The organism is Pseudomonas sp. ADAK21, from assembly GCF_012935735.1.
GTDB classification, from domain to species: Bacteria; Pseudomonadota; Gammaproteobacteria; order Pseudomonadales; family Pseudomonadaceae; genus Aquipseudomonas; species Aquipseudomonas proteolytica.
In genome coordinates this window covers 776,774-788,368 of record NZ_CP052857.1, presented here as the reverse complement: position 1 = coordinate 788,368, position 11,595 = coordinate 776,774, and the positions used below count along the sequence as shown (strand labels likewise).

Annotated in this window: 12 protein-coding genes; 5 read left to right on the top strand and 7 right to left on the bottom strand. The window is 59.3% G+C overall.

What is annotated here, in order from left to right:
- Positions 1 to 18 precede the first annotated feature (18 nt).
- The 3 genes from HKK57_RS03690 to rpoS all read left to right on the top strand — a co-directional run bounded on the left by HKK57_RS03690 (position 19) and on the right by rpoS (position 2,809).
- Positions 19 to 654 carry a protein-L-isoaspartate(D-aspartate) O-methyltransferase gene (locus HKK57_RS03690; RefSeq protein ID WP_169865481.1) on the top strand — a complete coding sequence of 212 codons (636 nt, stop codon included), beginning with the start codon at positions 19 to 21 and terminating at the stop codon, positions 652 to 654.
- A gap of 211 nt (positions 655 to 865) precedes the next feature.
- Complete coding sequence (locus HKK57_RS03685; protein WP_169389795.1) at positions 866 to 1,699, top strand: peptidoglycan DD-metalloendopeptidase family protein; 834 nt, start codon at positions 866 to 868, stop codon at positions 1,697 to 1,699.
- Between the two features lie 105 nt (positions 1,700 to 1,804).
- Positions 1,805 to 2,809 carry an RNA polymerase sigma factor RpoS gene (rpoS, locus tag HKK57_RS03680; protein ID WP_025855149.1) on the top strand — a complete coding sequence of 335 codons (1,005 nt, stop codon included), beginning with the start codon at positions 1,805 to 1,807 and terminating at the stop codon, positions 2,807 to 2,809.
- Positions 2,810 to 3,004: 195 nt separating this feature from the next.
- On the opposite strand, the gene HKK57_RS03675 is transcribed toward rpoS, so the two are convergent.
- Positions 3,005 to 3,214 (bottom strand): cold-shock protein, encoded by a 210-nt coding sequence (locus HKK57_RS03675; protein WP_002554837.1) that lies wholly within the window; start codon positions 3,212 to 3,214, stop codon positions 3,005 to 3,007.
- 392 nt (positions 3,215 to 3,606) lie between these two features.
- On the opposite strand from HKK57_RS03675, the gene dcd reads away from it, so the two are divergent.
- Together dcd and HKK57_RS03665 are read left to right on the top strand one after the other, a co-directional pair.
- Positions 3,607 to 4,173: a dCTP deaminase gene (gene dcd / locus HKK57_RS03670; RefSeq protein WP_003219273.1), complete on the top strand. Its 567-nt coding sequence runs from the start codon at positions 3,607 to 3,609 to the stop codon at positions 4,171 to 4,173.
- 107 nt (positions 4,174 to 4,280) lie between these two features.
- Positions 4,281 to 4,478: a hypothetical protein gene (locus HKK57_RS03665; RefSeq protein ID WP_029297182.1), complete on the top strand. Its 198-nt coding sequence runs from the start codon at positions 4,281 to 4,283 to the stop codon at positions 4,476 to 4,478.
- A 180-nt stretch (positions 4,479 to 4,658) separates the two neighbouring features.
- Here the strand turns inward: HKK57_RS03665 and HKK57_RS03660 are convergent, their stop codons facing one another.
- From HKK57_RS03660 to HKK57_RS03635, 6 genes are all read right to left on the bottom strand, one after another.
- On the bottom strand, positions 4,659 to 5,423 hold the full coding sequence (locus HKK57_RS03660; RefSeq protein ID WP_169389794.1) for an ABC transporter ATP-binding protein: 765 nt from the start codon (positions 5,421 to 5,423) through the stop codon (positions 4,659 to 4,661).
- Between the two features lie 13 nt (positions 5,424 to 5,436).
- A complete protein-coding gene (locus HKK57_RS03655; RefSeq protein WP_133714114.1) occupies positions 5,437 to 6,555 on the bottom strand; it encodes a succinylglutamate desuccinylase/aspartoacylase family protein in 1,119 nt (372 codons plus the stop codon).
- A gap of 9 nt (positions 6,556 to 6,564) precedes the next feature.
- On the bottom strand, positions 6,565 to 7,275 hold the full coding sequence (locus tag HKK57_RS03650) for an ABC transporter permease (RefSeq protein ID WP_029297172.1): 711 nt from the start codon (positions 7,273 to 7,275) through the stop codon (positions 6,565 to 6,567).
- A complete protein-coding gene (locus HKK57_RS03645; protein ID WP_070995751.1) occupies positions 7,272 to 8,000 on the bottom strand; it encodes an ABC transporter permease in 729 nt (242 codons plus the stop codon). Before HKK57_RS03645 ends, HKK57_RS03650 begins: the two co-directional genes overlap by 4 nt.
- 60 nt (positions 8,001 to 8,060) lie before the next feature.
- Positions 8,061 to 8,843 carry a transporter substrate-binding domain-containing protein gene (locus HKK57_RS03640; RefSeq protein ID WP_029297169.1) on the bottom strand — a complete coding sequence of 261 codons (783 nt, stop codon included), beginning with the start codon at positions 8,841 to 8,843 and terminating at the stop codon, positions 8,061 to 8,063.
- 243 nt (positions 8,844 to 9,086) lie between these two features.
- Complete coding sequence (locus HKK57_RS03635; protein ID WP_169389793.1) at positions 9,087 to 11,528, bottom strand: penicillin acylase family protein; 2,442 nt, start codon at positions 11,526 to 11,528, stop codon at positions 9,087 to 9,089.
- Positions 11,529 to 11,595: the final 67 nt, after the last annotated feature.

The following is an 11,595-nucleotide window of genomic DNA, read 5'->3' as shown; positions in this document are numbered from 1 at the left end:
TTGCGCCGTGGCATCGGCATGACCTCCCAGCGCACCCGTGAGCGTTTGATCCAGCGGCTTTACGAAGAGGGCCTGTCCAACGCCCAGGTGCTGGAAGTCATCCGCCGTACACCGCGCCACCTGTTTGTCGATGAGGCGCTGGCCCATCGTGCCTACGAAGATACGGCGTTGCCCATTGGCCACAACCAGACCATCTCCCAGCCCTATATGGTGGCGCGGATGAGCGAGTTGCTGTTGGCTGCGGGTCCTTTGGACAAAGTGCTGGAGATTGGTACGGGGTCCGGGTACCAGACGGCCGTGCTCTCGCAATTGGTCGAGCGGGTGTTTTCCGTCGAGCGGATCAAGGTCTTGCAGGACCGGGCCAAGGAGCGCCTGGTGGAGCTGAACCTGCGCAACGTTGTGTTTCGCTGGGGGGATGGCTGGGAAGGCTGGCCGGCATTGGCGCCCTACAACGGCATCATCGTGACGGCCGTCGCCACCGATGTGCCCCAGGCACTCCTCGATCAACTGGCACCGGGTGGGCGCCTGGTGATACCGGTGGGCTCGGGCGAAGTGCAGCAGTTGATGTTGATCGTGCGCGAAGAAGAAGGTTTTTCCCGGCATGTCCTGGGAGCGGTGCGTTTCGTTCCGTTACTTAATGGGCCGTTGGCCTGATCATTTGTCACGGCGCACTGAATTCTATTGCTGGGTATGTGTCTTACAGCGGGGTTCATTGAGTCAACATCAAGTTGGGTAGTTTATAAACGAGATGAATTTTTCGTTTCTACCTTGTTGCCGGTTAAAGTCTGGCAGCCAGTTATACTTGCGACATATTTCAAGCCTGATACAGGCGTTCATGTTTCAGCCACCACAAAGGGAGCGGCGGGTGAGTCTCACAGTCATTGCGCAGCGTATGAGTAAAACGAGCTTTCAGCGACTGGTGATTGGCCTTGTCTTGAGTTCCTTGCTGGCTGCCTGCTCCAGCACAGGTAGCAGCGCGCGGGTTGTCGACCGCAATAGCGCAGCACCGCAACGGCCTACGGTGACCACCGGGCAATACGTGGTGCGCAAGGGTGATACGATGTTCTCGATCGCCTTCCGTTATGGCTGGGACTACAAGGCGCTCGCAGCGCGTAACAATATTCCTGTGCCCTATACGATACATCCGGGGCAGACCATCCGTTTCGATGGACGCACGGGTTCGGCACCCACGGCAGTTGTGACAAAATCCGGTTCCTCGGCCTCTTCTTCCAGCAAGACTACGGTCTTCACCCGGCCTGCAGGCACCGTTGCGCCTAAGGTTGCGAGCAAGCCGGCACCCGCGCCGTTGCCACCTGCGGGACCTGCGCCGACCGGTTGGGGATGGCCCTCAAATGGCATCCTGATTGGAAAATTCTCTTCAAACGGTAGTTTGAATAAAGGCATTGATATCGCCGGGGATTTGGGACAGCCTGTTTTAGCTGCGTCTGATGGGACCGTTGTATACGCCGGGAGTGGTTTACGGGGCTACGGCGAATTGGTCATCATCAAACACAGCGATACCTACGTCAGTGCCTACGGTCATAACCGCAGGTTGTTGGTTCGGGAGGGGCAGCAGGTCAAAGTCGGACAGACAATTGCCGAAATGGGGTCGACTGGTACAGACCGGGTGAAACTGCACTTTGAGATTCGCCGCCAGGGTAAACCTGTAGATCCACTGCAATTCCTACCCCGGCGTTGATGTGTTGTCAGCCTGTTCCCTCACGTAGAAGGAACAGGCTCCAGCGTTGCCAAGGATAAAGGCGTCGCTTGAGCTTGAGGTCGAACTCACCAAAGGACTATAACAATGGCTCTCAGTAAAGAAGCGCCGGAGTTTGACATCGACGATGAGGTTCTCCTTATGGAGACCGGCATCGCTACGGAATCGATGTCGAATGAGGGACCCGCTGTACCTTCAGTTCGTACCAAGTCCAAAAACTCCACAGCGTTAAAACAGCATAAGTATATTGATTACACCCGGGCGCTTGATGCTACCCAGTTGTACCTCAATGAAATCGGCTTTTCCCCCTTGCTCACTCCCGAAGAAGAAGTCCATTTTGCGCGACTGTCGCAAAAGGGTGATCCGGCTGGGCGCAAACGCATGATTGAAAGCAACCTGCGCCTGGTGGTGAAAATCGCCCGACGCTACGTCAATCGTGGGCTGTCCCTGTTGGACCTGATCGAAGAAGGCAACCTCGGTCTGATCCGGGCCGTGGAGAAGTTCGACCCAGAGCGCGGTTTTCGCTTCTCGACCTACGCTACGTGGTGGATTCGCCAGACCATCGAGCGTGCAATCATGAATCAGACCCGGACCATCCGGCTGCCGATTCATGTCGTCAAGGAGCTGAACGTGTACCTGCGGGCGGCACGTGAACTCACCCAGAAACTTGATCATGAACCTTCGCCTGAAGAGATCGCCAACCTGCTGGAAAAACCGGTGGGAGAGGTCAAACGCATGCTGGGTCTTAATGAGCGTGTGTCTTCGGTCGATGTCTCGCTGGGTCCGGACTCGGATAAAACCCTGCTGGACACCCTGACGGATGACCGGCCAACGGATCCGTGCGAGCTGTTGCAGGACGATGACTTGTCACAGAGCATCGACCAATGGCTTTCAGAGTTGACGGACAAGCAGCGTGAGGTGGTGATTCGCCGCTTTGGCCTGCGTGGCCATGAAAGCAGCACCCTGGAAGATGTAGGCCTGGAAATCGGCTTGACCCGTGAGCGGGTGCGGCAGATCCAGGTGGAGGGTCTCAAGCGCTTGCGGGAGATCCTGGAGAAGAATGGTCTGTCGAGCGAGTCGTTGTTTCAATAACGACGCTTGAGCCAATGTGGGAGCGGGCTTGCTCGCGAATGCGCAGTATCAGTCGACAGATGTACCGACTGATCCACTGCATTCGCGGGCAAGCCCGCTCCCACATTTTTTTGTGCTCGACCATAACGACCGAATGGCGGGCATAAAAAAACCCCGCTTTTAAGGGCGGGGTTCTTTCGACTGAGTCAGTACAAGTTAGATAACTTGAACTTCTTCAGCTTGCATGCCTTTCTGACCGCGGGTAGCGATGAAAGAAACCTGTTGGCCTTCTTTCAGGCTTTTGAAGCCGTCGGATTGGATAGCTTTGAAGTGAACGAACAGGTCGTCACCGGATTGTGGAGTGATGAAGCCGAAGCCTTTTTCATCGTTGAACCACTTAACGGTACCAGTTTGGCGATTAGACATGGTGTATCTCCTTGGACAAAGTTAACTGCGACTCAGGAAAAGCCCTGGCCGAGACTGAGTGCAAAGAGCAGGAAAAATTCTTGGAGATGGTTGGATCGAAATTCAACATATCGTGTAGAGATTCTCAGTGACACAAGCAGCACAGTGGCGCCACCTTAACCCTTTTTCCGGAACGTGCCAATGGTATTTCCGAAGGTTTCTCTATTTTCGTGACTGGCGGTGCCTTTTACAGGCCTGAGGCCCTTTGATTCTGGGGCAGGGCTTGCCCCACACGGTTGACAGTGATCCGGCTCAACTTAATCAAGAAAAACCCCCGCGTCCTTTGAACCGCGAGGCCAGCCCCGGTAAGATGCCCAACAGAATTTTCCACCTCGCTATTCAGGACACCCGCCATGAGCATCAAATCGGACAAGTGGATTCGCCGCATGGCGCAAGAGCACGGCATGATCGAACCCTTCGTCGAGCGCCAGATGCGCGGTGAGGGCGCCGAACGCCTGATTTCGTTCGGGGTTTCCAGCTACGGCTACGATGTGCGTTGCGCCGATGAATTCAAGGTGTTCACCAACATCAACTCGGCCACCGTCGATCCGAAAAACTTCGATGAAAAGAGCTTCGTCGATGTGAAGAGCGATGTGTGCATCATCCCGCCTAACTCCTTCGCCCTGGCGCGCACTGTCGAGTTTTTCCGTATCCCGCGTAATGTCCTGACCATCTGCCTGGGCAAGAGCACCTACGCGCGCTGCGGCATCATCGTCAACGTGACGCCGCTCGAGCCGGAATGGGAAGGCCACGTGACCCTGGAGTTCTCCAACACCACCACCTTGCCCGCCAAGATCTACGCCAATGAAGGCGTGGCGCAGATGCTGTTCTTCGAGTCCGATGAAGAGTGCGAAGTGTCCTATAAGGACCGTGGCGGCAAGTACCAGGGCCAGCGCGGCGTCACTCTGCCACGCACCTGATCGAAACGTCTTACAGAGCAAGGGAATTTGTCAGCGGGCAGGCACTCTATTGGGTGTACTGCCTCGGCGCGTGCACAGCGCGCCGAGCCACGCTTGAGGAGTACCCTATGAAGATCGACCCGCGAATCAGCGCCGAACTTGCCCGGCTTGAACCCAACCAGATTGGTGTTCTGGCCTGGTCCTTGATGGCCGACCCCGCCGCTGGCGGCATCCCTGGCCAGCCTGACCCCGATACCCCGGAACAACCTACCGAACCTGGCGTACCGACCCTGCCGGACGAGCCACCACCCGCGCCTGTGGCCTGATACCTGTGGCGAGCGGGCTTGCCCCGCGCTGGGGTGCGCAGCAGCCCTGAAACCTGACACCGCAGTTCACCTGGATAAAGGCGGCGAAGTTATCTGGACTGTGGCAAGCCCGCTCGCCACAACCACAACCAGGCCAGAGTCTGAACAACCTTTTCGCCAGGCCTCAGCGTTGTGCGCTGTTTATTTCAGGTTGCCACTCAAAAACTGCTGCAATCGCGCGCTTTTCGGGTGATCCAGCACCTCTTGCGGGGTGCCTTCTTCTTCCACCAGGCCCTGGTGCAAAAACAACACCTGGCTCGAGACCTTGCGCGCAAAGCTCATCTCATGGGTCACCATGATCATGGTCCGCCCCTCTTCAGCCAAACCCTGGATCACCTTCAATACTTCGCCGACCAGTTCCGGGTCGAGGGCCGACGTTGGCTCGTCGAACAGCATCACCTCCGGCTCCATCGCCAGTGCGCGCGCGATAGCTACCCGCTGCTGCTGGCCACCCGACAGGAACGCCGGGAACTGGTCCGCTACCCGTGCCGGGAGCCCAACCTTGTCCAGATAACGCCTGGCGCGGTCCTCGGCGTCCTTTTTGCCACACCCCAAGACCCTGCGGGGGGCCATGGTGATGTTCTCCAGCACGCTCATATGGCTCCATAGGTTGAAGTGCTGGAACACCATCGCCAGGCGGGTACGCAGGCGCTGTAACTCGGCCTCGTCGGCCACGCGCATACCATGGCGGTCGCCGACCATGCGGATCGGCTGGCCATCAAGGCTCATGGCGCCGTCATTGGGTTGTTCAAGGAAATTGATGCAACGCAGGAAGGTGCTTTTCCCCGAACCGCTGGCGCCGATCAGGCTGATCACATCACCGCTTTTGGCCTTTAGCGAAACCCCTTTGAGCACTTCATGGTCGCCATAGCGTTTATGCAGGCCTTCAACGGTCAATTTGTACATGGGGCGTGCATCCTCAAGGCGATAGTAAATAGCCACTGCGATAGGGCGTATGTCCGGCGACATGGGCAATCACCATGCCGGCCGTGGCCATGCGCCGCAGCGACCGGGCATACAGCAGGCCGGCGTACCGGCAATGAATGGGGCTGACGCGGTCGTGAATGGGGTCGATGACTTCGGCGACCAACTGCCCGGCCTCGAGGTATTCCCCTGGCAGCGCGTGAAACACCAGCAGGCCGCCTACAGGGGTGGTCACCGGCTCGACGGCGGCAAGCGGCGTGGCGGGGTAGGGCAACCCGGGTAGGGGCGCAGGTTCGCCGCTAATGGCGCCAAAGTGCATCAGGTAGTCGATGATCGCCTGACAGTCGAGGCTGGCCAGGCCGTGATTGACATCACCCTGGCCGCGCAACTCCAGGGTCACCGAAAAGCTGCCCAGGGGAATCGCGAAGCGTTGGCCAAACCGTTGCTGCAACTGCCACCAGAGCAGGGTGAAACACTCATCGAAGGACTGCCCGCCGGAATCGGTGGCCAACAGGCTGGCTTCAGCGCCGATGTAGCGGGCCAACGGCTCGACCTGGGGCCAGGCCTCGGGTGTGGTGTACAGATGGGCGACGGCTTCGAAGTCGCAATGCAGGTCCAGCACCATATCGGCATCACAGGCCAGGCGTTGCAGCACAAGGCGCTGGGATTGCAGTTGCGTGGTGGGTATATGGCGGTCGAGAGCCTGGCGCAGGCTCTCGCGGATCAGTGCGACGTTAAGCCGTGGATCATCCCCCAGCAGGCCTTCGACCTGATTGCCAACCTCTTCACTGAGGTCAATAAACAGACGATTGAAGTTCTGCCCGCTCTCCAACTCGTAGCGGCCCAGGGGAATATCCATCAATACCTGTTCCAGGCCTACCGGGTTGGCGACGGGCACCAGCACGATTTCGCTACGCAGGCGGCCGGCAGTGGCCAGTTCCGCCAGGCGCGCCTTCAAGTGCCAGGCCACCAGCATGCCGGGCAACTCGTCGGCGTGCAGCGAGGCCTGGATATAGATTTTTCCTTCGGCCTGCTCTGGCCCGAAGTGGAAGCTGTGGATCTGCCGTGCGGTGCCGGGCACCGGTGCGAGGATGGGATGAATCTGTTGCCGCATAGGGGCTCCTTAATGACCAGGCCCGAGAAAGGCCAGCCAGCGACGCTCCGCCAGACGAAACAGACCGACCAGGGCAAACGTCACGGTCAGGTAGATCAGCGCAGCGATACCAAACGATTGGAACGTGAGGAAGGTGGCCGAGTTGGCGTCCCGGGCCACTTTGAGGATGTCCGGGATCGTCGCGGTAAAGGCCACCGTCGTCGAGTGCAGCATCAGGATCACTTCATTACTGTAGTACGGCAATGAACGACGCAGGGCCGAGGGCATGATCACGTAGGCATACAGTTTCCAGCCGCTCAGGCCATAAGCTTTCGCGGCCTCGACCTCACCGTGGGCCATGCTGCGGATGGCCCCGGCGAAGATTTCCGTGGTGTAGGCGCAGGTGTTGAGGGCAAACGCAAGCAGGGTGCAGTTCATTGCGTCGCGAAAAAACGCATCCAGCACCGGCTGGGCACGAATGGCAGCCAGGCTGTAGATGCCGGTGTAGCAAATCAGCAACTGGATGTAGAGCGGCGTGCCGCGAAACAGGTAGGTATAAAACTGCACCGGCCAGCGCACCCAGCGGTTGGGCGAGACGCGGGCGATGGATAACGGGATCGACACCACGAAACCGATGCAGAGTGAAGCCGTGAGCAGCCACATCGTCATGGCCAGGCCCGTTATGTGGTTGCCGTCACTGTAGAGGAAGGGGCGCCAGTATTCCTGCAAGAGTTCGATCATCGCACCGCCTCCCGAACGCCTGCCGCGTAACGGGTTTCCAGCCTGCGCAGGACGAAGTTTGATGCGCTGGTGATGGCCAGGTAGATCAAGGCCGCGACCACCAGGAAAAAGAACAACTGATAGGTACTTTTGCCCGCGTCCTGGGCGGCCTTGACCACGTCGGCCAGGCCGATGATCGACACCAGTGCCGTGGCCTTGAGCATCACCATCCAGTTATTGCCGATACCCGGTAGGGCAAAGCGCATCATTTGCGGGAAGGTCACGTAGCGAAAGCGCTGCCGGCGTGTGAGGCCATAAGCCGTGGCGGCCTCCAACTGGCCGCGGGGCACGGCGAGGATCGCACCGCGGAACGTCTCGGTGAAATACGCACCGTAGATAAAACCCAGGGTAATCACCCCGGCGCCGAATGGGTTGATCTCGATGTATTCCCATTCCATGTAGTCGGTGAAACTGGTCAGCCAGGTTTGCAGGCTGTAGAAAATCAGCAGCATCAGCACCAGATCCGGCACGCCGCGAATCAGGGTGGTGTAGAGCTGGGCGGGGATGCGCAACAGCGCCACGCTCGACAACTTGGCGCTGGCCCCGAGCAGGCCCAGCACGACGCTGACGGCCAGGGACAGCACCGACAACTTGATGGTCATCCAGGTGCCTTGCAGCAATAGCGGGCCAAACCCTTGCAGGCTGAACGCGCCAAGCCCGAGGGTCTGCAGCAGGTCTTCAAACATGGGGTATGCCCTTGGCCATCGATAGTGCGCCCACCCCTTGGCGGAGTGGGCGCCGCAGCATTACTTGCCGCTGTACAGGTTCAGATCGCCAAAGTGTTTTTTCTGGATGGTGGCGTAGGTGCCATCATCGTGTAACGCTTTGATACCTTTATCCAAGAGGGCTTTCAGCTCTTTGTTACCTTTTGCGATGCCCACGGCGGTCTTGGAGGGCAGCATTTCGCTGTCTACCGGCTTGCTGACTTCGTAGTCCGCGCCTTGCGGCGACTTCAAAAAGCCCAGCTCGGCTTGCAGCATGTCCTGGATCGATGCATCAAGGCGGCCCGAGGTCAGGTCGGCATACACCTGGTCCTGGTTCTGGTAGGCCTGGGTTTTTACCCCGGCTTTGTCCAGCACGGCCTTGGCATAGGCTTCCTGGATGGTGCCTTGCTCATAACCCACGGTCTTGCCTTTGAGCGACGCAATATCTTCGCTCAGGCCGGCGCCTTTCTTGAACACGTAGGAAGTGGGGCCGGAAAACAGCTCGCTGGAGAAGTCGATAACCTTCTCGCGGGCCGGGGTCACGGTCATCGACGAAATCACGCCGTCGAACTTCTTGGCTTTGAGGCCCGGGATCATGCCGTCAAAGTCGCTTTCTACCCACTTGCACTTGACCTTCAGCTCCGCACAAATGGCGTTGCCCAGGTCGATATCGAAGCCCACCAGGCTACCGTCGGCCGCCTTGGATTCAAACGGCGCGTAGGAAGGGTCCACACCAAAACGCAATTCTTTGTATTCCTTGGCCAGGGCGGTACCGGCGGCCATGCACAGAGCGAGTGCAGAAAGGGTCAGCAATGCTTTTTTCATTATGTAATCCCTGGAAACCACGATAAGCGCTTGTGGCGCGATTAGGACTGTTACTGAACGGGGTCAGGCAAATCGCAAGTAGCAATTTCTGCACCATAGTTCCGAACGGTCTTTTTAATAGGAGGGATTACGCGAAGGGCAACGTGGTCAGCGCCCGATATCGGGCGCTACATAGCTTCAGCACCATTGCAGTGCAGCCTGATCATCAATGGCAGGAGCTGGCATGCCAGCTCCTGCATCGGGTTATTTCCCAGGGACCAGGGTCAATCGGGTCTTGCCGTACGCCTTGTCAAAGTTCTGTGGTTGCATCGGGAAGCTCAAGTACTGCGCCTTGAGCCACGGATCGATGCCATTGGCATAGTACGGGCTGGCAGGGTTGCCGGATTGGCCGATACCGCCCTGGCCCATCATGGGTTCTACCTGGCCGAAATCCACAATCATGCGCATGGCCTGGACTTGGGTGGTGGCGAAATCCTGCCCCCAGTTGTAGGGCGCAGCGTTCAACGTAGTGTGATCACCACCTGCCGCCAACGGGCCACGCAAGGTTTGTCCACTGCTGGTTTTCCAGGTGTAGCTGTGCAGTTTGCCCCATTGCCAGGCCTTGTGATCTACACCCAACAAGCTGTCGCCGGCGGTGATTGCTGCGACCAGGCTGCGGGCGAGGATCGCCGGTTTGTCTTCTTTTTGCGCCGTGCGCAGGTCGTCCCAGAATGGGCTGTCTTCACGTCCCAACAGATGGTCGGCCTGGGCGGCGTAGGACAGGTTGGCGTTGCTGACAAACGCTTTCCAGGTGGCGCTGGTTTCCGGGCCCAGTTCATCGAGGAAAATCTGCTTGGCGCTTTCCTGCAGGAACAGTTGGTAGATCGCAGCATCGCTCGACGTGGCTGCCAGGCGCCCGTCGAACGCCATCAGTCGGCTCAGGGCCTCCTGGGCCTTGGCCCGATCGGCGGCAGGCAGGGCATCGATCGCCTGTTTCAGTGGCAGAGCCATACCCGGTGCCTGGAACATGCCTTTGAGCTTGGCAGCGAACAGCGTGGTCTGGTCGTACTGCATGGCAATCACGCTACGGCTGTCGTGTTTGCCGTTGCCGGCCAGTTGCGCCAGGCGTTCGCTGCGTTCGGGTGCGGCCCAGGAGTTGGACAGTTGCATGCCATAGCCGTGGGGCACGGTGCGTTGGTTGGCGGTGCCGACCCAACCTTGTGGCGGGTCCTGGTCATAGGGGTGCAGCATCGCGTCGGCGTAGCCATCCCAGTCAAAGCGCCCGTCCCAGCCTGGCGACGGCAGCAGGCCTTCGCCTTCGCGGCGGTTGGGGAAGCGCCCGGTGACCTGCCAGCCAATATTGCTGGCGTCGGCAAACACCATGTTCAGGGGGATGGCACGAATCTCACGGCTGGCGTCCGAGGCTTTTTCCACGTTCTGCGCCCGGGACAGGTCGAAAAATGCATCCAGGCTCTTGTCACCCTTGAAGTCGGCGGTTTGCAGGGCCAGGCCGTAGCCGCTGGTCAGCGACTGGGCGCTGTTGAGCAGCGGCCCGTGGCGGGTTTCGTACACCGTTTCGCGAATCGGCCGCTGGCCCTTGGCGAAGAAGGTTTCGTTACGCACGATGGCCGGCACCCATTTGCCATTGTGCTCGTAGTACAGCGCGCTGCCCTGGCGTCTGACCTTTTCTAGGAACAGGTCCTGGGTATCGCCGGAGACCTGGCTCATGCTCCAGGCCACCTTGCCATTGAAGCCGGATAGCAGCGTAGGTACCCCGGCAATCGACACCCCGGCCGCCTGGTATTTCGGTGCGCGGATTTGTACGAACGTCCACAGGGACGGTGCCTGCATCGGCGTCGACAGGTCGTTCGCCAGCAGGCTGCGGCCACTGCGGCTGCGTTGCGGGGCGATGGCCCAGTTGCTGGCGGTGGAAACCCCAAGGGTGTTGAGGCTGCCCAGGCGCTCGTTGATGCTGGTGAGCGTGGCAAGGCCGGGAATCTGCCCGAGGTTGACGCCCTTGAGCTTGTCGGCTTCCGCCGCAGGCAGAGGTTCGTCCGGGTAGCTTGGGGTCAGCCAGGCGAGTTTGTCGGCGCCGACTTTTTGCGCCAGCACCAGGGCGGACAACTCTTCCTGCAGGTTGGCCGACTCACTGAAATTGAGCAGGCAGAACAGCAGCGCCGAATCCTCTGGCTTCCAGTATTCGGGCTTGTAGCCGCTCTGGGCCAGGTCTGCCGGCAGCTTGTCGCGGTAGCGGAACAGGTAGGCATTGACCCCGCGGGCATACACTTCGAAGAAGCGCTTGAGGCGCGGTGACGAGGCGTTGTATAGCTCGCTGGCGCTTTTCTTGAGGTTTACCGCGCGCATGAAACGGTCGACATCCAGCACATCCGGCCCGGACATTTCTGCCAGGCGGCCCTGGGCCAGCAGACGCAGGGTGACCATCTGGTTGATCCGATCGCTGGCGTGCACATAACCGAGGGTGAACAGTGCGTCGTGGAAGGTGTTGCTTTCGATCAGCGGCATACCCTGGCTGTTGCGCCGCACGGAGACATTTTGCGCCAGGCCCTTGAGCGGCTGTACGCCGGAAACGGGAGGCAGAGTGTCCTGGCTGTTCAGTGACTGGCAACCGGCCAGGCCCAAGGCACTGGCCACTGCCGCGGCAACGCCGAACCGGGGAAGAAAACGTGAGAGGGCTGGCGAGGCCATGGCAAAGCTCCTGCGGGGGTAGCGTCAGTAAAGGCGCTACGTTAGTGAGCGCGGCGAACCGACGCAA